This window comes from Nocardia sp. JCM 34519.1 (genome assembly GCF_020361265.1).
GTDB lineage: Bacteria > Actinomycetota > Actinomycetes > Mycobacteriales > Mycobacteriaceae > Nocardia > Nocardia arthritidis_A.
Window position 1 is genome coordinate 1,270,603 of sequence record NZ_JAIRBR010000001.1, and the last position, 21,072, is coordinate 1,291,674.

At 66.6% G+C, this 21,072-nt stretch carries 15 protein-coding genes (1 of these 15 only partly in view); 7 read left to right on the forward strand and 8 right to left on the reverse strand.

All coding sequences use genetic code 11. The annotated features are described in order from the left end of the window. From LGY53_RS05960 to LGY53_RS05980, 5 genes are all read right to left on the reverse strand, one after another. A protein-coding gene (locus LGY53_RS05960) for a non-ribosomal peptide synthase/polyketide synthase (RefSeq protein ID WP_225725585.1) crosses the window boundary here: on the reverse strand, positions 1–7,837 show its start. The gene continues 35,753 nt to the left of window position 1, outside the view; the window shows 7,837 of its 43,590 coding nt (coding positions 1–7,837); the start codon lies at positions 7,835–7,837; its stop codon lies off the left edge, out of view. 357 nt (positions 7,838–8,194) lie between these two features. Further along, positions 8,195–8,944 (reverse strand): precorrin-4 C(11)-methyltransferase, encoded by a 750-nt coding sequence (cobM, locus tag LGY53_RS05965; RefSeq protein WP_225725586.1) that lies wholly within the window; start codon positions 8,942–8,944, stop codon positions 8,195–8,197. Positions 8,945–8,971: 27 nt separating this feature from the next. After that, positions 8,972–9,397, reverse strand: a complete 426-nt coding sequence (locus tag LGY53_RS05970; RefSeq protein WP_225725587.1) for a PPOX class F420-dependent oxidoreductase — start codon at positions 9,395–9,397, stop codon at positions 8,972–8,974. A gap of 151 nt (positions 9,398–9,548) precedes the next feature. Continuing rightward, a complete protein-coding gene (locus LGY53_RS05975) occupies positions 9,549–10,283 on the reverse strand; it encodes an ABC transporter ATP-binding protein (RefSeq protein ID WP_225725588.1) in 735 nt (244 codons plus the stop codon). A gap of 13 nt (positions 10,284–10,296) precedes the next feature. Then, entirely contained in the window at positions 10,297–11,355 is a 1,059-nt protein-coding gene (locus LGY53_RS05980) for an ABC transporter permease (RefSeq protein WP_225725589.1), read from the reverse strand. Between the two features lie 130 nt (positions 11,356–11,485). Between LGY53_RS05980 and LGY53_RS05985 the strand changes: the two genes are divergently transcribed. Continuing rightward, the gene (locus tag LGY53_RS05985; protein WP_225725590.1) at positions 11,486–12,727 is read left to right on the forward strand and encodes a sensor histidine kinase; all 1,242 of its coding nucleotides are present in this window, start codon (positions 11,486–11,488) and stop codon (positions 12,725–12,727) included. Beyond that, positions 12,724–13,341 (forward strand): response regulator transcription factor, encoded by a 618-nt coding sequence (locus tag LGY53_RS05990; protein ID WP_167478076.1) that lies wholly within the window; start codon positions 12,724–12,726, stop codon positions 13,339–13,341. Before LGY53_RS05985 ends, LGY53_RS05990 begins: the two co-directional genes overlap by 4 nt. Before the next feature lie 70 nt (positions 13,342–13,411). Here LGY53_RS05990 and LGY53_RS05995 read toward each other — a convergent pair whose 3' ends face one another. Beyond that, positions 13,412–13,933, reverse strand: a complete 522-nt coding sequence (locus tag LGY53_RS05995; RefSeq protein ID WP_225725591.1) for a hypothetical protein — start codon at positions 13,931–13,933, stop codon at positions 13,412–13,414. Positions 13,934–14,325: 392 nt separating this feature from the next. On the opposite strand from LGY53_RS05995, the gene LGY53_RS06000 reads away from it, so the two are divergent. Beyond that, on the forward strand, positions 14,326–15,537 hold the full coding sequence (locus LGY53_RS06000) for a lipase family protein (RefSeq protein ID WP_225725592.1): 1,212 nt from the start codon (positions 14,326–14,328) through the stop codon (positions 15,535–15,537). A 404-nt stretch (positions 15,538–15,941) separates the two neighbouring features. Here LGY53_RS06000 and LGY53_RS06005 read toward each other — a convergent pair whose 3' ends face one another. Next, positions 15,942–16,412, reverse strand: coding sequence for a hypothetical protein (locus LGY53_RS06005; RefSeq protein WP_225725593.1), 471 nt, complete (start codon positions 16,410–16,412; stop codon positions 15,942–15,944). A gap of 197 nt (positions 16,413–16,609) precedes the next feature. On the opposite strand from LGY53_RS06005, the gene LGY53_RS06010 reads away from it, so the two are divergent. Then, on the forward strand, positions 16,610–17,326 hold the full coding sequence (locus LGY53_RS06010) for a YafY family protein (RefSeq protein ID WP_225725594.1): 717 nt from the start codon (positions 16,610–16,612) through the stop codon (positions 17,324–17,326). Between the two features lie 52 nt (positions 17,327–17,378). Further along, a complete protein-coding gene (locus tag LGY53_RS06015; protein WP_225725595.1) occupies positions 17,379–17,798 on the forward strand; it encodes a nuclear transport factor 2 family protein in 420 nt (139 codons plus the stop codon). 74 nt (positions 17,799–17,872) lie between these two features. Here LGY53_RS06015 and LGY53_RS06020 read toward each other — a convergent pair whose 3' ends face one another. Continuing rightward, the gene (locus LGY53_RS06020) at positions 17,873–18,826 is read right to left on the reverse strand and encodes a LysR family transcriptional regulator (protein ID WP_225725596.1); all 954 of its coding nucleotides are present in this window, start codon (positions 18,824–18,826) and stop codon (positions 17,873–17,875) included. 102 nt (positions 18,827–18,928) lie between these two features. Between LGY53_RS06020 and LGY53_RS06025 the strand changes: the two genes are divergently transcribed. Together LGY53_RS06025 and LGY53_RS06030 are read left to right on the forward strand one after the other, a co-directional pair. Next, on the forward strand, positions 18,929–20,290 hold the full coding sequence (locus LGY53_RS06025) for an MFS transporter (RefSeq protein ID WP_225725597.1): 1,362 nt from the start codon (positions 18,929–18,931) through the stop codon (positions 20,288–20,290). 26 nt (positions 20,291–20,316) lie between these two features. Further along, a complete protein-coding gene (locus tag LGY53_RS06030) occupies positions 20,317–21,072 on the forward strand; it encodes a 3-hydroxybutyrate dehydrogenase (RefSeq protein WP_225725598.1) in 756 nt (251 codons plus the stop codon).

A 21,072-nucleotide genomic window follows, 5' to 3' on the forward strand; every position in this document is an offset into this window, starting at 1 on the left:
CGATGACGACGCGCGCGTGCTCCTCCGGCGACAGCAGGTCGATATCGCCGATCGCCGTATCCGGATCCGCGGTGATCGCGTCCAGGATCCGGTCCAGCCTGCGCGCGAATCCCGCCACCGTCGACTCGTCGAAAAGGTCGAGCGCGTAGGAGAATTCGGCCGACATACCGGCCGACTCGCCCTGTTCGTCGCGGGCCTCCTGCAGGGTGAGCTGCAGATCGAATTTGGCCAGCCCCGGGTCGTAATCGATGCCGTTCACCGAGAGGCCGGGCAGTTCGAGGCTGGCCTGCCTGGTGTTCTGGAAGGTCAGCATCACCTGGAACAGCGGATGCCGGGCCTGCGAACGCGCCGGGTTCAGCACCTCGACCAGGCGCTCGAACGGCACGTCGGAGTGCGAGAAGGCGTGCAGGTCGGTTTCCCTGGTCGCGCCGAGCACATCGGCGAAGCTAGCGGCCCCGTCGATTCGGGTGCGCAACACCAGGGTGTTGACGAACATGCCGATAAGCTCGTCGAGCGCGGCCTCACCGCGCCCGGCCACCGGGGTGCCGATGGCGATGTCCTGTGTGCCGCTCAGCCGGGACAGCAGCACCGCCAGGGCGCTGTGCAGCACCATGAACAGCGACGCGTTGTAGCGGTGGCCGAGTTCGACGAGCCTGCGCTGGGTTTCGGCGGAGATCACGAACGGGTAGGTGCCGCCGCGATAGCTGGCCATCGCGGGGCGCGGCCGGTCCGACGGCAGCACGAGTTCGTCCGGTAGATCCGCCAATTCCCGCTGCCAGTAATGGATCTGCGAGGAAACCAGCGAGGTCGGATCGTCCTCGGAGCCGAGCACCTCGCGCTGCCACAGCGCGTAATCGGCGTACTGGACCGGCAATTCGGCCCAGGCCGGCGCCTCCCATGAGGTGCGGGCCGCATAGGCGACCATCACGTCGCGGGCCAGCGGGCCCATCGACCAGCCGTCGGCGGAGATGTGGTGCACCACCATACCGAGTACGTACTCGGTCTCGCTGATCTCGAAAAGCCTTGCGTGCAAGGGCACTTCGCTGGTGACGTCGAAGGCCATGGAGGCCAGCTCCACCAGGTGATCGATCAGCGTCGCCTCGCTGACCTGGAAGGGCGTCAGGTCGGGCACGATCTGCGCCGCGTCCAGGACCACCTGTACCGGACCGTTCTTGGTCTCCGGGAAGACGGTGCGCAGCGATTCGTGGCGGTCGATCACGTCGATGACGGCGACCTGCAGTGCGGCGACATCCAGTTCACCGGAGAGCCGGATGGCCACCGGGATGTTGTTCACCGCGGATTCGGTGTCGAATCGGTTGAGGAACCACATGCGCTGCTGCGCAAGGGAAAGCGGCACCAGCTCGGGCCGCTCGCGGGCCACCAGCGCCTTGCGCGCGCCCGCGCCGACCTGCGACTCCACCCGGGCCGCGAGCGCGGCGACGGTCGGCGCCTCGAACAGCATGCGCACCGGCACCTTGGTGGTGAGCGCGATGCCGAGCCGGGCGGCCACCTGGGTGGCGATCAGCGAGTTACCGCCGAGCGCGAAGAAATCGTCGTGCACGCCGATCCGGCGATCCGGGCCGAGATCGAGCACCTCGGCGTAGATCTGGGCGACGATCTCCTCGATCGGCGTCGTCGGCGCCTGGAATTCGCGCACCTCGAAGGTGGGCGCGGGCAGCGCGCGCCGATCCAGTTTTCCGTTGGGCGTCAACGGGATCGCGTCGAGCACCACGAAGGCGGACGGCACCATGTACGGCGGCAGTCCCTGCTGCAGGCTCGATTTCACCGCCTCGACGTCGATGACGCCATCGGCCGGAACCAGATAGGCGACGATTTGATCGCCGAGCCGGTCGTCCGGCCGCACGATCACCGCGGCCTGGCCGACCAGCGGATGCGCCAGCACCGCCGCCTCGATCTCGCCGAGTTCGATGCGGAAGCCGCGCACCTTGACCTGGTCGTCGGCGCGGCCGAGGTAGACCAGGTCGCCCTCCGGGCTCCACTTGGCCACGTCGCCGGAGCGGTACAGTCGCGAACCCGGCGCACCGAAGGGGCTGGCGACGAAGCGAGCCGAGGACAGGTCCGCGCGCCCGAGGTAGCCGCGCGCCAATTGCTCACCGGCGACATAGATTTCGCCGGGCACGCCGACCGGCACCGGACGCAGCCGATGGTCGAGCAGATACACCCGCAGGCCCGGAATGGCCTGGCCGATCAGCGAACCGTTCGCGGCGGCCACCGCCGCGCGATCCAGCGCCCGGTAGGTGACATGCACCGTGGTCTCGGTGATGCCGTACATGTTGATCAGCCGCGGCGAGTTGTCCTCATGCCTGGCGTACCAGTCGTTCAGGCGCCGAAGTTCCAGCGCCTCACCGCCGTACACCACATAGCGCAGCCCGAGCGGCTCGGCATCGCTGCCCGCGGCCCGGTCCGCCTCCGCCAATTGATAGAAGGCGGACGGTGTTTGGCTCAGCACCGTGACCCGCTCCTCGCGCAGCAGGTCGAGGAACTGTTCCGGCGAGCGCGAGGTGAAGTAGTCGACGACGACCAGGGTGCCGCCGTGCAGCAGCGGACCCCACAGCTCCCACACCGAGAAGTCGAAGGCATAGGAGTGGAACATCGTCCACACGTCGTTGGCGTCGAACCAGAACCATTCGCGAGTGTTGTCGAACAGCCGCACCACATTTCGGTGCGGGATCAGCACACCCTTCGGCCGTCCGGTCGAACCCGAGGTGTAGATGACGTACGCGATGTTCGCCGGGCGCAGCGCGCCGCGCCGATCGGCGCCGGTGATCGGCGCCGAACCGAGTCCGGCGATGATCGGGCTGTCCACGTCGAGCACGGGAACGCCTGCGGGCAGGGACAATTCGTGCTGTGCGGTGGTGACGACGCAGATCGGGTCGGCGTCGGAGAGCATGAACGCGATGCGCTCGGCCGGATAGGTCGGGTCGACGGGCAGATAACCGCCGCCCGCCTTCAGCGTGGCGAGCAACGCGACGACGAGTTCGGCCGACCGGGGCAGCGCGACGGCGACCAGCGTATCGGGCCGGACGCCGACCTGAATCAGGGCGCGCGCCAAGCGATTCGCCCGCTCGTCCAGTTCACGGTAGGTCAGCCGCTCGCCCTCGAAGACGACGGCGGTGCGATCGGCATGCGCCGCCACGGCCGTCTCGAACAGCTCGAGCAGCGTGCGCTCGCGTCCGATATCCGGTCCGGCGGAGGTCCAATCGCCGGTGACCAGCGCGCGCTCGTCCGCGTCGAGGATGTCGATATCGCCGATGACGGCGTCCGGATCGGCGGTGATCGCCTCCAGGATGCGCAGCAGCCGGGTGGTGAACGACTGGACGGTGGCCGCGTCGAAAAGGTCGGTCGCGTACTGGGCGACGGCCTCGATGCCCTGCGGCTCCCCCGCCTCACCACGCTTTTCGGTCAGCGTCCACTGCAGATCGAATTTCGCGATGTCGACGTCGAGTTCGTCGGCGGAGACCGAGAGGCCGGGCAATTCCAGTGTCGCGTGCGACATTTCCTGGAACGACAGCATCACCTGGAACAGCGGATGCCGCGCCTGCGAACGCGCCGGGTTCAGCACCTCCACCAGCCGCTCGAACGGCACATCGGCGTGCGCGAATGCGGAGAGGTCGGATTCGCGTGTGCGCGAGAGGAATTCGCTGAACCGCTCGCTGCCGTCCACCTCGGAGCGCAGGACCAGGGTGTTGACGAACATACCGATCAGGTCGTCGAGCGCCTGCTCGCCACGTCCCGCGATCGGGGTGCCGACGGCGATATCGGTGGTGCCGCTCAACCGGGCCAGCAGCACCGCGATCGATGCGTGCATGACCATGAAGAGGCTGACACCCTGTGCGCGCGCCAGCGCCGCCATCCTGCGGTGCAGGTCGACGTCGATCTCGAAGCGCACCCGGCTGCCGCCGAAGGTCGGCTCGGCCGGGCGCGGACGATCGGACGGCAGGTCCAGCTGGTCGGGCAGTCCGGCCAAAGCGCCCTGCCAGTAAGCGATCTGGCGAGCGGCGATGGAATCCGGATCCGTCTCGGAGCCGAGCAGTTCGCGCTGCCAGATGCTGTAGTCCTGGTACTGCACCGGCAGCGGCGCCCAGGTGGGCGGGTGTCCCTCGGCGCGGGCCAGGTAGGCCGCCGCGACGTCGCGGGCCAGCGGGCCGAAGGAGACGCCGTCGGACGCGATGTGATGGACGACGAAGGCGATCGCGTATTCCGGGCTCGCCTCGGCATCCTCGGCGCCGAGCACCTGGAAGACGCGCACCCGGATGGGCAGTTCGCGCGAGACATCGAAGCCTGTTGCGGCGAATTCGGTGAGCACGCCGAGCAATTCGTGCTCGGCGATGGCCTGGATCTCGATATCGAGATCCACCTCCTCCAGCGGCACCAACTGCTGATAGCCGCCGTCACCGGATTCGGGGAAGATCGTGCGCAGCGCCTCCTGCCTGCCGAGCACGTCCAGCAGCGCGGGCTGCAATGCGGCGACGTCGACGTGGCCGCGCAGGCGCACCACGAACGGCAGGTTGTAGGTCGGCGAGGTCGGGTCGAACTGGTTGATGAACCACAGCCGCTGCTGTGCCAGCGAGAGCGGCACCCGTTCGGGGCGCTGCTGGGCCACCAGCACGGGCCGCGAACCCGTTGCCGGAGTTGCGGATTCGGCGCGCGCGGCGATACCGGCGACGGTCGGGGTCTCGAACAGCGCGCGCACACCGAGTTGCACGCCGAACGCGGCGCCGATCCGCGCCATCACCTGGGTGGCGACCAGCGAGTTGCCGCCGAGGTCGAAGAAGTTGTCGTCGATGCCGATGCGCTCCTGGCTCAACACATCGGCGAAGATTCCGGCGACGATCTGCTCGGCCTGGGTGCGCGGCGCGCGGAAACCGGCCGCGTCCGCGCTGAACACCGGCTCCGGCAGGGCCTTTCGGTCCAGCTTGCCGGATGTGTTGAGCGGGAAGGCGTCCAGCACCATGATCGATGCGGGCACCATGTAGCTCGGCAGCTGTTCGCCGACGAACCGCGTCAGCTCCACCGGGTCGATCGAGAATCCCGGCGCGGGAACGACATACGCCACCAACTGCTGACCGGTCGCGGTATCCATCACCAGCACCGCGGACTGCGAGACCGCGGGATGGGCCAGGGTCACCGTCTCGATCTCACCGAGTTCGATGCGCTGACCGCGGAACTTCACCTGGAAGTCGGTGCGGCCGATGTATTCCAGGGTGCCCGAATCGTTCCAGCGCACCAGGTCGCCGGTGCGGTACATGCGCTCGCCCGGCGTCGAGAACGGGTTGGCGACAAAGCGATCCGAGGACAGGTCGGGGCGGCCGAGGTAGCCGCGCGCCAATTGCCTTCCGCCCAGGTACAACTCGCCGGGCGCGCCGACCGGGGCCGGACGCAGCCGCGAATCCAGCACGTAGACCTGGACGTTCCACTCCGGAATACCGATCGGCACGGTCAGCGTATCGGCCGCCGTCGCCTCCCAGTAGGTCACCGAGACGGCGGCCTCGGTCGGGCCGTACAGGTTGTGCAGGCCGGCCCCGGTGATCGCGCGGAAACCGGCGGCGGTCTCCGGCGGCAGCGCCTCGCCGATCACGAAAACCGCACGCAGCGTTGCGCATTGGGCCGCAGTGGCGTGTGCGACGAATACCGTGAGCATCGACGGGACGAAGTCGGTGACGGTAACGCCGTGCCGCTCGATCATTTCCGCGACGTACAGCGGATCCCGGTGCCCGTCCGGCGCCGCGATCACCAGCTTCGCGCCGACCATCAGCGGCAGGAAGTAACCCCACAGCGAGACGTCGAACGTGGTCGCGGTCTTCTGCAGATACACGTCGGCCGCGGTCAGCCGGTATTCGTCGAGCATCCACAGCTGCTGGTTCACGATCGCGTGGTGGGTGACCGCGACGCCCTTGGGGCGACCGGTCGAACCCGACGTGTAGATCACGTAGGCGGTATTGTCCGGCCGCAGCGGCGCGATCCGGTCCGAATCCGTCACGGGCGCAGTCGAATACGCCGAAACATCCAGGGTGTCGAGCTCGATCCGGCGCACCGTATCCGGCAGTTCCAGCCCGTCACCCGAGAGCGTCAGCACGCAGACGGGTTGCGCGGAATCGAGGATGTACGCCGTGCGCTCGGCCGGATGATCCGGATCGATCGGCACGTACGCGCCACCGGCCTTCAACACGGCGTGCATACCGATGACGAGCTCGAGCGAGCGCCGCATACCAAGGGCCACAAGCGATTCCGGCCCGACACCGTCCGCGATCAGATGACGCGCGAGCTGGTTGACCCGCGCGCCGAACTCGGCGTAGGTCAGGGTCGCGCCCTCGAAATCGAGCGCGATATCGTTGCCCGACAACGGAATCTGCGCGTCGAGCAGGGCCGCCAGGGTGGTTTCCGGCACCTCCTGCTCGGAATCGTTCCAATCCAGCAGCGTCCGCGACCGCTCATCGGCGGTCGTCAGCTCGAGTCCCCAGACCGGCGCGTCGGCGTCGGCGGCCAGGAAACGCTGGAAGAATTCGAGGAATCGCGCATGATGACGCCGCGTCTCTTCCTCGGTGTACAGGTTCGGGTTGGTCTCGAAATCGATCCGCGCGCGCGAACCGCCCTCGGACTGATAGAAATTGACGCCGAGATCCTCGATGCTGCCCGTCGACAACACCACCATGGTGCCGACCAGCGGCCCGAAGGTGAACTTGTCCTGGAACAGCATGATGTTGACCCACGGACCGAAGAATTCCGTTGTCACCGCGCCGGATCCGGCCGAATCGCGACGGATGTCCTCGTGCCGGTACCGCTGATGCCGCAGCGCGCCCGACACCTCGACCTGGATCTGCTTGAGCAGTTCGGTCAGCGTCGTCTCGTGCCCGATACGCAACCGCAGCGGAACGATATTCGACGAGACGCCGCCCGAGCGGCGCATCACCGCGGTGGTCCGCGCGGTCACCGGCAGGCTGAGGATCACATCGTCCGAACCGGTCCACTGCGCGAGATAGCCGGCGAAGGCGGCGAGCATGAGTCCGGCGGGCGTCGAATCGTGCCGCGCCACAGCGGCTTCCAGCAGCTCGTTCTGTTCGTCGGTGAGCAGTGCGCTGCTGATGGTGTTGATCGGCGCAGGCGGCGCCGACCGGCCCACCAGGCTGGTGCCGTCCTCGATACCGGCGACCCGTTCGGCCCAGTACGCCTTGTCGGACTGGAAGCGGGTGCTCTCCCGGTACGCCATCTCCTGGTCGTAGAGGGTGCGCAGCTTCGCGGCGTTGGCGGGCGCGACCTCGGTGCCGTCGACGATGGCGGTGTAGTGCTCGGCCACCCGGACCAGGTTCGTCACGGCGCCGAAACCGTCCAGCGCGATGTGATGCGCACGCAGGTACAGGTACCAGTGGTGGTCGCCGATCTGCAGACCCGCGAAACGCAGCAGCCGGTCCTCGAGCAGGTTCAGCGGGGCGCTGTATTCGGCGCGCATCCACGCCATCGCGGCCGCCGCCGGATCCTCCTCATCGCGGAAGTCGACGTAGTAGACCTTGTCGCGATCCGGGATGGTGTAGTCGATCCACTGATACGGCTGACCGTCGATCTCGGTGATGCAGAGCATGCCGGTGCCGCGCTCCTGGCCGGAGCGGATCAGCGCCTCGCGCAGCACCACCAGATCGAGGTCGCCGTGCAGATCGACGTACTGCGCGATGTTGATCGGCACCTGCGGGTCGACGTGCTGCGCGTACCAGATGCCCAGCTGCGCAGGGGACAGGGGGAAAGGATCACTCGATTCCCTCGAATCAGCGCGTGTCCGTTCGCCACCAGTTTCGCCGTTTCCGCCGAAATCCAGCCGGTCCAACCGTAACCTCGCTTCCGGAACACCACGCAAGCGCTCCCCGACGACACCCGGACAGGACGCGCACCTTTCACAGCGTGGCGTCCTGGTCTCCGAGTGCAGAACTCATACTCAATCAGGCAAAAATGTCCATTGGCACTATCTGTCAGCCAGACCGGTCTCGTTACATGGGCCTGTACACACCCATCGCCCACCGACCGGCATCACCGGGAATCTCGCAGCTGACCACCGACCTAATCTACCGTTGCCCACCGACACCCACCAACCACCCTCCATAGCAAGGGCGTATCAGACCAGGCGGAATCCCTTCCGGGAGTCGACGATCACGGATGTGACCGCCGCCACATCGCGCCGGGCGGCTCAATGACGGCGAACGCGCGCCGGATCGTAGAGGTGAGATCGGGTGCAGGACAACGACTCAGCGAGCGCCCGGCCGACCAGGATCACCGCGGCCTGTTTCAATCCGGCGGCCTCGGTCCGCTCGGCGATATCCGCGAGGGTGCCGCGCAGGATCAACTGCTCCGGCTGGCTGGCTCGGTAGACGACCGCCGCCGGGCAGTCCGGTCCATACTCCGGCGCCAGCTCCGCGGCGAGCGCGCGAATCCGGGTGACCGCCAGATGCAGCACCAGGGTCGCGCGGGTGTGCGCGAAATTCCGCAGCGCCTCGGTCTGCGGCATCGCCGTCGACCGCGCATGGGTTCGAGTCAGCACCACCGACTGCACCACCTCGGGCACGGTGAGTTCGGCGCCGAGCAGTGCGGCCGCCGCGGCATAGGCCGGGACACCCGGGGTGACATCCCACGAAATGCCGTGCCGGTCCAGGCGTTGGGTCTGCTCGGTCAGCGCCGAATAGATCGATGGGTCACCGGAACACAGGCGCGCGACATCCTTACCCGCCGCATCGGCCGCCACCAGGTGTGCGGTGATCTGGTCCAGGTCGAGGTGCTGGGTATCGATCAGCTCGGCGTCGGGCGCGCAGTGCGCGAGCACCTCCGGATCGAGATACGTTCCGGCATAGAGACAGACCGGCGAATCGCGCAGCAGGTTCACCGCGCGCACGGTGAGCAGGTCCGCCGCACCCGGCCCGGCCCCGATGAAATGCACGGTCATGCCGGTGAGTGTATGTGGTTGCGCGGACTACGCCGTCGCGTTGAAGTTCGCGATCACCTTCGTCGGCCGCAACCGCACCACCAGTTCCCCCGGCACACCGTTGCGTTTCCCGAACTCCTCCGCCCGGTCCGCCCCCATATACCGGCCGCCGATCGCGGTCGCGGTCCGCAGCAGCTCATCCGGATCCTCCGACAGCGTCACCGTCCCCTGAACCTGCACCGAGGGATACGGCTCCGCCTCGAGATCGACAACCAGCGCGATCCGGCCGTCCCGCGCGAACGCCCGCCCCTTCGCCGTCGCCTTCCCCGTGTTGAACACGATCTCCTCCCCCTCCACGACGAACCACACCGGCGTAACCACCGGCCGCCCATCCTTCGCCGTGAACGCGACCTTGCCCGTGCGAGTACCGAAGTTCAAGAACTCGCGAACCTGCGGATCGGATAGTGAGGTCATGGGCTCAGCGTAGTAATGAACGCTCAGCTTTCCGACCGACACGTCGGTTTACCCACCACCAGTCGACATGCACGCATCACGTCCACGCTCGAGAAGATCGCGCGGGCCTTCTGCGGACATGTCCAGGTAAGCATCGCGGCCTAGTGCCAGCTCAGGCGACTTCGGCTGTGCGGACGGAGGCGGGGGTGAGGTGGCCGTCGATCATCGTGTAGACCGCGTCCATTCGGTGTAGGTGGGTGCGGTCGTGGGTGACCAGGAGGGTTGCGGCGCCGCGGTCGCGGACCACGTCGAGAATGAGATCGATGATGGCGGAACCGCGTTCGGTGTCGAGGGCGCTGGTCGGCTCGTCGATGACGAGCAGGGCCGGATTGTTCATGAGGGCGCGGGCGATGTTGACGCGCTGGCGTTGGCCGCCGGAGAGTTGGGCGGGGCGCTTGTGGTGCTGTTCGGCGAGGCCGACGGCATCGAGTAGTTCCATTGCCCGGTAACGGGTTTCGCGACGCACCGCACGAGACGTGAAGAGCCGCTGGCCCAGATGGACCATCGCCTCCAGCTGTTCGACGGCGGTCAGCGCCGGGATCAGGTTGGGCTGTTGAAAGACGATGCCGATGGTTTCGCGGCGCAGGGCGGCAGCCTCCCGGCGGCCGGCTCGTGCGAGATCGACTGAGCCGTCGGGTGTTTCGATCACAATGCGACCCGAATCCGGCCGGATCAAGGTGGATACCGCGGCGAGCAGGCTCGACTTCCCGGACCCGGATGGCCCGGTGATGGCCGCGATCTCGCCGCCGCGCACCGTCAGGCCCACCCGATCGAGTGCGGTGAGACGACCGACGCCATCCGGGTAGGTGAGCGTGACGTCGTCGACGAAAAGTCTTGTGTCGGTCATGGTTTCCTCGAAATCAACGCGCAGCGCCGAGGGCGATGAGCGGGTCGGTGGTGAACAGGAAGCGCAGCGCGAAGGCGGCGCCGAGCAGGCCGAGCACGATCAGGGCGGCGGCGGGCAGCACCGTCGTCGCCGGGCTCAGCACGAAAGGCAGCGCGTCACCCATGAAACCTGCTGCGGCAACGGTGATTCCGAGCCCGATCCCGACCCCGGCGGCAAGTACGATCGCGGCCTGCGCCAGCGCGTCGCGCACCAACGAACCGGTGGTCGCGCCCAGCGCTTTCAGCGTCGCGATATCGGGTTGCCGCTGCACCGTCCACACGGTGAAGAAGGCGCCGATCACCAACGCCGAAATCGCGAACAGCAACACCGTCATCACAGTGAGCGAACCATTTTCGGCCTGATACGCACTCAACGCCGACAGCGAACCGGAGATGCTGGTGGATGTGGTGTGCGCGGCGACATCGACCGCGGCCATATCCGGCACGCCCGATACCGCGAGCACCGTCGCCGCCCCGCCGCGCGGGCTCACCGCCTGCCAGTCGGCGGGCGTCATCCAGACGACGGGCGTATGGCTGTACCAGTCGTCGCCGCCGACCGCATCGATCCGGAAGTCACGTCCGTCGATGGTGATCGAATCACCCGCCTTCGCGGGCAGGGCCTTGGCCGCGCCGGAGCTCAGCACAACCGTCCCCGGTCGGGTTGCGATGCGGTTGCCGAAGGCCGTACCCGCCGCGCCGAACAGCGCGACCTGCGCCGGAGCCCGCCCCGCGAGAGCGGCCTGCCCATGACCGATGCCGATCGGATCGACGGTTCCGTTCGGACCTGCCGCCCGACGCCAGATATCGACCTGCTGTGTCGTCAGCGCCGAAGCGTCGAACGACGGTTTCGCCCCCGTATCGGCGAAGACGACGGCATCGGCGCGCAGCGAATCGATCGCGGAAATATTCTGGTGGGCGAGCCCGGCGGTGAGCCCGCTCAGAAAACTCACCAACAGCGCCACCAGCGTGACGACCAGGCCGATGAGCAGGAATCTGCCGCGCGCGGCCCGCAGATCTCGTAATGCGACGAACATGCCTTCACTGTTGCGTCGGATCCGGTCCGCGCCATCGCGCTCCGGAAGGAACCGCGGGCCATAGAAGGTTGGGCGGCGTTTTACACCTTTCGATGGATGCCCGGCCGGTAGCCGCACATAAGCTGGCAGGGTGCACTCGTCGCCGCTCACCCCTGTCTTCACCGCACTCCACATCGGGCTGCATGTGCTGGTGACGACGCTGGCCGTGGTGGTGGCGGTGCGCGGGATGCTGCCCGGCGCCGCGCATCCGGTGGCGACCGTCGCGCTCACGGCGGCATTCCTCGCCGTCTACTTCGCGGGCCGCTGGTTCAGCAACAGAATTCCGCTCTGGTTGCTGATGCTCACCGTGCTGTGGCTCGGGTTGGTCGTCGCGGCGCCCGACGCCGGATACCTCGCGTTCGGCCTGTTCTTCCTCTATCTGCATCTGATGGCGCGGCCGTGGAGCCTGTTCGCGGTGGCGGCGGCGACCGCGGTGGCGGTGGCCGGATTCGGAATGCATCGCGGGTGGTCGGTCGCCGGTGCGGTCGGGCCGATCATCGGCGCGGCCGTCGCCGTCGGTATCGGGCTCGGCTATCAGGCGCTGTTCCGCGAGTCGGCGGAACGCCAGCGGTTGATCGACGAATTACTCAGCACCAGAGCGACTCTCGCGGAACAGGAACGCACGGCGGGCAAGCTGGCCGAGCGGGAGCGGCTGGCCAAGGAGATACACGATACCGTCGCGCAGGGCCTGAGCAGCATTCAACTGCTGCTGCATGCGGCGGAACAGTCCGCACCGGATCACCCTGCGCTGCAACAGATCCGGTTGGCCCGGGAGACCGCCGCCGAGAATCTGGCCGAGACCCGAATGCTCATAGCGGAATTGGCGCCCGCGGCATTGGAGGGAAAGTCGTTGGCGCAGGCCCTGGAACGGATCTGCCGCCGCGCCGAGGGGCCAGGGCTGAGCACGCAGCTGGTGGTCGAGGGCACGCCGGAGCGGCTGCCGATGGCGATCGAGGCCGCCCTGGTCCGGATCGCGCAGGGTGCGGTATCGAATGTCATCAGGCACGCCCGCGCCAGCCGGATGCGTCTCACCCTGACCTACGACGACGATATCCACCTCGATGTGGTCGACGACGGAATCGGCATCGACCCTGCGGTTTTGGATCGCGGCCCATCCGGAACATTCGGCCTGGCCGCCATGCGCAGCCGCGTCGAACAGCAGGGCGGCACCATGACGGTGGAATCCGAGCCCGGGCACACCGCCGTCACCGTGACCTTTCCGCTGGACGGCACATTGTCCGACAGAATCGACTACGACACAATCGAATCCGACGCACAACAGGCGAATACCGATCCGCCCGTACCGAATTCGACCAGCGAGGCACACCGATGATCCGGCTGCTGCTCGCCGACGATCACGCCATCGTCCGCGCGGGCCTACGCGCCATCCTCGACGGCAGCACCGATATCGAGGTACTCGGCGATGTCCCCACAGCCGAAGCGGCCGTTGCCTTTTGCGCCACCACCCCGGTCGATCTGGTGCTGATGGACCTGAGTTTCGGCCCCGGCCGCTCCGGCGTCGAGGCCACCGCCGAGCTGCGCGCCCTGCCGAAACCACCGAATGTTCTGGTGGTCACCAACTACGACACCGACGCCGATATCCTCAGCGCCATCGAGGCGGGCGCCTGCGGCTACATCCTCAAAGACACCCCGCCCCCGGAATTGCTCGCCGCGGTCCGATCGGCGGCGGCGGGCGAATCCGTCCTCTCACCGGCGGTCGCCTCCAAACTCATGACAAGGGTCCGCCGGGCCGACACCACGTTGAGCCCCCGCGAAATCGAGGTGCTCCGCCTCGTCGCCGACGGTCGCGCCAACCGCGAAATCGCCAAAGAATTGTTCCTCAGCGAAACCACCGTCAAATCCCATCTCGTGCATATCTACGCCAAACTCGGTGTGCGCTCCCGAACCTCGGCGGTGGCCCGCGCCCGCGAACAGGGTGCGATCTGATTTCTCCCGAGATGCGAACACCGGCCGAATGCGGTGCCGCAGATCATCGATCCGCGGCACCTGATCGACATCAGTAGTCGCAGAGCTTCTTCCAATCGAACTTGCCGTTGCGATCGTCGAGATCGCTGTAGTTCCGGTCGCGATCGCCCCAGCGGTCGGTGTTCTCGAGCAGGTAGAGGCCGGAACCCGGAACGTAGGGGACGGCAAGGTCGAAATCGCTGGCGCGGTAGATGATCCACTTGCCGTCGCGGGCGCCGAGCATGCGCGACTTTTCGGCGCCGTCCAGGAAGCCCATGAAGCTGAAGTCGTGGTTTTCCCAGGTGCCGACATTGCCGTCGAAGTCGGGGCTGGCCCACTGGTAGGTATGCGCATAGAAGTAGCCGCCGCTGCGGAAGGGCCGGTCGACCGAGCCGGAGCAGCTTCCCGAGGCGCTCGACGCGCCGCGGCCGGGGTTCGGGTTCGGGTTCGGATTCGGTTGCGGGACCGCCGGGCCCGATCCACTCGACCCGGTGTCGGCTTGCGCCGGTGCGGCCGAGAGCAGCGCCGCGGCGGTCAGCAGCACACCCGCGGCAATCCGAGAAATGGTTTTCATGTGTTAATTCGTCCTTCTGCCAAGGGGTTTCGATCCGCGGCAACGGATCGTCCGATTGATCGAGAACGGTCGGTACCTTCGTTTCACGCGCGCATAACTTCGCGATCACCGCCCGATCACGGCGCATCATCGATGCGCCACGGCGTGTCGATATCGACGAAACGCCGCACAACCCCCTTGCCGTACCGGCATTTCGCCGAATCCGCACCTATAGCGGGGACGCTTGGTCTTGGATGTCCAGCGATGAGCACGCACACCTGCGTTGGTTTTCGACTATGGATAACCGGACTTGCCCAGCCGACCCGCGATGTCGGCGATGTCGAGCGGAACGACTCGGCCCGGTGAACTCATGAGAAATCGAGCGCAATGCTCATGACCAGGCAGGAAATGGTGTGATCAGAAGGCTTTTCGGCAGGGCGGTCCTCGCGGCCGGGTTTGCCTGCTGCGTGGCCGGTGCGGGAACAACCGCGGCACAGGCGGTTCCGGACCCAACGGCCGACCCGTTCTACGCGGCACCCGCCGACCTCGGCGCGAGCCCGAACGGCGCGATCCTGAAATCGCGGGAGATAGCGCCCGGCGGCCTGCCGCTGCCGGTCAAATCCTGGCAGGTGCAGTACAAATCGCTCGATTCGCACGGCGATCCGACGACCGGCGTGGCAACCGTTCTGGTGCCCGTCACGCCGTGGACCGGTCCGGGCGCTCGCCCGCTGGTCTCCTATCAGCTCGCCATCGACAGCATCGGAAGCCGCTGCGCCCCTTCGTATTCGATCCGGGCCGGGCTGGGCGCGGGCATCGATAACGCCAACGCCGAGGCGCCGGTGACAGCCATTGCGCTGCAACGCAACTGGGCCGTCGTAATACCCGATTACCAAGGGCCGCAGGAGCGGTTCCTCGACGGCCCGCAGGCCGCGCACCAGGTGCTCGACGCGGTCCGCGCCGCCCGCGCATTCGGCGCCGACGGGCTCACATCGGACTCCCCGCTCGGGGCCATGGGCTATTCCGCCGGCGCCTTCGCCACCGCATGGGCGATGGAGCAACAACCGAGCTACGCACCGGAACTCCATTTCGCCGGCTTCGCCGCCGGCGGCATCCCCACCGAACCCCGCGAAATGATCCGATCCGTCGACGGCGGACCCTCCTTCGGATTGGCGCTGCTCATGCTGGCCGCGATCGACCACAACCATCCAGAACTCGATGTCCCCGCCCTGCTCAACGACCGAGGCAAGGCGGTGCTCGCCCAATTCGCATCCGCCTGCGGCACCGACTTCCAGAGCCTCGCCTTCCAGCGAATGGACCAGTTCACCACCCAACAGGACATCGCCGGCAACCCGCGCCTGGCCGCCGCACTGGACAGCATGCAACTGGGCCGAACAGCTCCCGAGACCCCAGCATTCATCTGGCACTCGACCGGCGACAACATCCTCCCGATCGCCGGCACCGACCATCTCGTCGACACCTGGTGTGCCGCAGGCGCATCCATCACCTACACCCGCACCGCCATCCCCACCCACCTCGGCGCCGCCGCTGACCTCCCCACCGCCTTCAACTACCTCGGTGACCGCTTCGCGGGCCGTCCGCCCGCCCCAGGCTGCGCCCGCAGTTGAGGCCGTTCCGATGCGGTCGGAAATCGTCGACGCGGCCGCAAACGACAGGGAACCTCTACAGGACTGTAGAGGTTCCCTGTTGGTCGTTTACCGATCAGTACACACCGAGCTGAGTGCACATCCAGTCGATCGCCGCTTCACGGTCGTTACCCGGAATGGCTCGAGTCGCAAGCTTCGGCTTGCTCACCCATCGACGAGAATTCCACCCGGACACGGGCCGCACTGTCCAACGGCCCATCTCGCGATGCAGCATGTGGCCGCCACCGGTATCGTCCGGGTGCAACCCCCGCCGGGGCCTCGGACGAGTCAGCGTCCGCCACAAGCCGATCACTCGACTACGTACGGTCTCGCGCCCGTGGTAGTCCGCATAACGTCGTCCGCTCGGCCAGTCCATGTCATCATCCTCATTTGCACTCGTCGGCATTGACTTCGCGCCCTTTGGAGACGGTCTCGATCGGGCCGTATTCCCGGCCCTGGATCATACCTTTCACCGAGGAATACATCCGCCAATATCCGGCCACACACGGCGCGACCGCGGTATAGGTCTGACGTGACCATGGCACGAGACTTGTTCGCACGGCCCCGCCGACGAACTCCCATTCACCGGAGGGATTCCGTTTCTGCAAGCTCAGATAGTAGTTGTGTGTCAACTCCGGATTCCCACCATCGACGGGATGATCACACTTCGCCCACCCGTCAGCGTGAATCTCCGGCCGTACGATCGTTACCTGCGAAAATAGAAACCCGTTATCACATAGCGTAGTCCTCGCCTCGGTGAAGAGCGGCCCGCCCATACCCGCATGGGCAACTGCCGCACCACCCGCCACCAACGCGATGACCAAGCCGACTGTAAGAGTTATGTTTTGAATCTTCACTATCTTCCCCCTTTTCGAAGTGCGAAGGTGCACTACTGAATTGGATAAAACAAGGACAGGATGCATAGCGCTGCGGCCCGCAGCGACGCCTTTCGGTCGGCAACCGCGCCCAGCGGCGCGAACATCCGAACCGCATCCACGAATGGTTCCGTCCGGGAACGGATTCACGTGTCGGCCGGATGCGCGACAATCGAGGGGTGACGAAAACCGAGCGGCTGTATGCGCTTGCCGAGGAATTGCGGGCTTATAGTCCGCGGCCGCGCACGGCCAAGCAGTTGGCGGCGCGGTTGGGGGTGACGACGCGGACGATCGTGCGGGATATCGCGGCGTTGGAGCAGGCCGGGTTGCCGATCGTGGCGCTGCCGGGGCCTGCGGGCGGATATGCGATCGAGCGGGGGCGGACGCTGGGGCCGGTGGCGTTGACGCCTGCGGAGGCGGCGGCATTGCTGGTCGCGTTGCCGATGCTGAACGGGAGCCCGTTCGCGGGCGCGGCGCGCTCGGCGGTGCACAAGGTGCTCGCGGCGCTGCCGGACGAAAACCGTGCGCAGGCAGCGGAACTCACCGATCGGGTGCGGTTGATACCGCAGGATCTGGCGCCGGTACCGCCGCAGGTGCTCGAGGCGATCATCGGCAGGCGGCTGCTGCGGCTGGAATATCTCGACCGCAATGGCGAACGCACGGTGCGGCCGGTCGAGCCGCTGGCGCTGCTGTCCGGCGAACACTGGTACCTCTACGCCTGGTGCCGTCTGCGCGATGGCGTGCGCGGCTTCCGCCTGGACCGGATCGCGAGCGCGTCGATAACGGATGAACCAGCGCCGCGGCGGAATATCGATCTGTCGGAGATTCCGACCGGCGACGGCAGGTGGATAGATGTGGCGTCGATCACGGACATACCGTTGTCGCGCGCGCACTGAATCCTGAATGCACACCGCTCGTCCGGAGCGGCCGAAGCATCAGGAGCAGCCCATGACCACCATCTCGCCCGTCACCGCCGACCAGCTGGCCGCCTGGTGGACCGATCTGTGGAACGGATCGTTCGACCTCGCAACTCGACTGTGCGCCGACGATTTCCGCATCTTCTTCGCGGCCGCCGCGCCGGAGGATGGACCGCACCGAGGCGACAAGGTCACCGGCCCAGCGCAATTCGTGGAATACCTGCACGAATACCACGCCACCAAACCGGGCGTCCGATTCGTCGTCGACGGCCCCGCCGCGGGTGCTCTCGACGAGACAGGCGCCGGGAGTTTCGCGGTCCGCTGGTATGCCGAACTCCCGGACCGGCGCAAGTTGAGCGGCATCGACATGTTCGACGTCGTCGACGGGAAGCTCACGACCGTGTGGTCGGTCACCGGCCAACGCCTCTTCCCCACTGTCGAGGCCGATTGATACACCTTCCGTCCATGGGCTCAGCACGTCGGCGAAACGTGCTGAGCCCATTCGGTTTTCCACCGGCAACCGGCTCAGTCTTCGGCGGATGATCCGAGCAGCATCCCCCGCTGCTCATGCACCCGAGCACGAATCGCATCGACCACCGCCGCGACCTCGGGCCGCCGCAGCGTCTCCGGCCGCGCCACCATCCAATACGAGAGCCGAATCGAAACCTCGTCACGCAGCACACGAATCAGATCTTCGTGCCGATCGGCCATGAAGCAGGGCAGCAGGCCCAGCCCCGCGGCGGCCCGCGTTGCCTCCACGTGCACGAAAACATTTGTGGACGTTACGGATTCACGCATCGCGGGGGCGAAGGTGCGAGCCATATCCAGATCGTCGACCTGGAGCATCGTATCGATGAAATAGATGAGCGGACGGTCGGCCAGTTCATCGATACTCTGCGGTATTCCACACTCGCGCAGGTAGTCTCGCGAGCCGTACAACCCGAGACAGTAGTCGGCGAGCCGAGTCGCGGTGGCACGATGGACCTGCGGCTGGCCGACCATCACCTCGAGATCGAGTCCGGAGCGCTGCTGCGAGATCCGCCGGGTGATGGCGACGATCTCGACACCGATTTTCGGATGCGACCGTTGCACCGCGGCGGCCGCGGGCGCGGCGATATAGGCGCAGAAACCGTCGGTCGCGGAAAGCCTGACCACCCCTTCCAACTCCCGATCACCCGATGCGGCAAGCGATTTCACCGCCGTCTCCACTGCTTCGGCCGCGGTGAGCGCCTCGCGCCCGAGTTCGGTCAGCTCCCACGCGCCGCCGACCCGGGTGAGCACCCGCCCGCCCAAGGCCTGTTCCAGTGCCGTGATGCGCCGCGAGATGGTGGTGTGGTTGATGCCGAGTTCGGTCGCCGCGGAGACGAACCGTCCGGTCCGGCCGACCGCGAGCAGTACGAGCAGATCGTCGGCATTCGGTATCCGGCGTGGCGCACTCACATCTGCATTCTTGCAGATGCCGGGTGCGAATCTGGGCATTGCGGACGCATAAATCTGCACGAATACTCTTCCCAATCACGGTTATGTGTGGGCCGTCACAATGCGCTTGCGCTGTGGCCCAGATCATGGAGGAGCGGTTCGATGAGTGTGCGAGATACCTTTGCGCCCACCAATTTACGTAGGGTGGTGGCCGCATCCATGGCGGGCACGATCGTCGAATGGTATGAATTCTTCCTCTACGGCACGGCCGCGACGCTGGTGTTCAACAAGGTCTTCTTCAAGACCGGCGGCAGCGATCTCGACGCCATCATGGCCGCCTTCATCACCTACGCGGTGGGTTTCGCGGCCCGCCCGCTCGGCGGCGTCGTCTTCGGCCACTACGGCGACAAATACGGCCGCAAGAAGCTGCTGCAGCTCAGTCTGGTGCTGGTCGGTGCGTCGACCTTCCTGATGGGCTGTCTGCCGACGTATCACCAAGTCGGTTATCTCGCACCGGCTTTGCTGGTCGTCCTGCGCTTCGTACAGGGCTTCGCGGTGGGTGGCGAATGGGGCGGCGCGGTGCTGCTGGTCGCCGAGCACTCCCCCGACCGCAGCCGCGGCTTCTGGGCCAGCTGGCCGCAGGCGGGTGTGCCGATGGGCAACCTGCTCGCCACCATCGTGCTGCTGACGCTCACCTCGTCGCAGTCCGATGCTGCATTCCTGTCCTGGGGTTGGCGCGTCGCGTTCTGGCTGTCCGCGGTGGTGGTGCTGATCGGCTACTACATCCGCACCAAGATCACCGACGCACCGATCTTCGTCCAGGCCCAGCGCGAGGCCGAACAGCTGAAGAAGACCTCCCTGAGCGTGGTCGAGGTGTTACGGCGTTACCCCCGTGGCGTTTTCACCGCGATGGGGCTGCGCTTCGGCGAGAATGTCGTCTACTACCTGGTCGTCACCTTCTCCATCACCTACCTCAAGACGCAGGTGCACGCCGACACCACGAATATCCTGTGGTGGCTGCTGATCGCGCACGCCGTGCACTTCACGGTGATCCCGCTGGTCGGCCGGCTCAGCGATCGATTCGGCAGGCGCCCGGTGTATTTCGTCGGCGGCGTCACGGCGGGCACCTGGGGCTTCTTCGCCTTCCCGATGATGGACAGCGGCAATTACGCGTTGATCATGGCGGCCATCATCATCGGCCTGGTGTTCCACGCCATGATGTACGCGGGCCAGCCCGCGTTGATGGCCGAGATGTTCCCGACGCGGATGCGGTATTCCGGTGTGTCCCTCGGCTATCAGGTGACCTCGATCGTCGCGGGTTCGCTCGCGCCGATCATCGCGGTGCGGCTGCTGGAGGACTACAGGTCCTCGGTGCCGATCGCCTGGTATCTGGCCGGATCCGCGCTGATCACCGTGATCGCGGTGCTGTTCGCAAGGGAGACAAAGGGTTTCTCGCTTATTTCGATCGACCAGGCCGACGCCGCCGGTCACACCGGCCTACCCGTGCGGGCCGCCGCCAAATGAGTCCGAATCCGACGAAAGGTGCCGAGGTGACCGAAACACGTGAGCTGGCAGGACGTTCCGCACTGATAACCGGCGCAGCCAGCGGCATCGGGGCGGCATGTGCGCGGGCATTCGCCGCGCGCGGCGCCGAGGTCACCATCGCCGATATCGACGACGTCGGGGCCAAACGGCTGGCCCGCGAGCTCGGCGGAAAGGCATGGGCGGTGGATCTTCTCGACGTCGAGGCGCTGGAAAACCTGCGCCTGGAGGTCGACATCCTGGTGAACAACGCCGGGGTCCAGCGCATCGACCCGATCGAAGACTTTCCGCCGGAACAGTTCCGCAGGCTGCTCGCCTTGATGGTGGAGGTGCCGTTCCTCCTCATCAGGGCGGCTCTGCCGCATATGTACGCGCGGGGCTTCGGCCGGATCATCAATATCTCGTCGGTGCACGGCCTTCGGGCCTCGGCATACAAGGCCGCCTACGTCACCGCCAAGCATGGGCTGGAGGGCCTGTCGAAGGTGACCGCGCTGGAGGGCGGTCCGCACGGCGTCACGAGCAACTGCGTCAATCCCGGATACGTGCGAACGCCGTTGGTGGACAAGCAGATCGCCGATCAGGCCCGCGCACACGGCATTCCGGAACAAGAGGTGCTCGACAAGATCATGCTCACCGAGAGCGCGATCAAGCGGTTGGTAGAGCCGGAAGAGGTTGCGGCGCTTTCGGTTTGGCTCGCGTCGCCGAGCGCGGGCATGGTCACCGGCGCGTCGTACACCATGGACGGCGGCTGGAGCGCCCGGTGA

Coding starts and splice junctions, on each gene's coding strand:
- LGY53_RS05970 (WP_225725587.1), bottom strand. CDS start 9,397: ATGACCTCACTATCCGATCCGCAGGTTCGCGAGTTCTTGAACTTCGGT.
- cobM (WP_225725586.1), bottom strand. CDS start 8,944: ATGACCGTGCATTTCATCGGGGCCGGGCCGGGTGCGGCGGACCTGCTC.
- LGY53_RS06015 (WP_225725595.1), top strand. CDS start 17,379: ATGACCACCATCTCGCCCGTCACCGCCGACCAGCTGGCCGCCTGGTGG.
- LGY53_RS05995 (WP_225725591.1), bottom strand. CDS start 13,933: ATGAAAACCATTTCTCGGATTGCCGCGGGTGTGCTGCTGACCGCCGCG.
- LGY53_RS05980 (WP_225725589.1), bottom strand. CDS start 11,355: ATGTTCGTCGCATTACGAGATCTGCGGGCCGCGCGCGGCAGATTCCTG.
- LGY53_RS05990 (WP_167478076.1), top strand. CDS start 12,724: ATGATCCGGCTGCTGCTCGCCGACGATCACGCCATCGTCCGCGCGGGC.
- LGY53_RS06025 (WP_225725597.1), top strand. CDS start 18,929: ATGAGTGTGCGAGATACCTTTGCGCCCACCAATTTACGTAGGGTGGTG.
- LGY53_RS06020 (WP_225725596.1), bottom strand. CDS start 18,826: ATGCCCAGATTCGCACCCGGCATCTGCAAGAATGCAGATGTGAGTGCG.
- LGY53_RS05975 (WP_225725588.1), bottom strand. CDS start 10,283: ATGACCGACACAAGACTTTTCGTCGACGACGTCACGCTCACCTACCCG.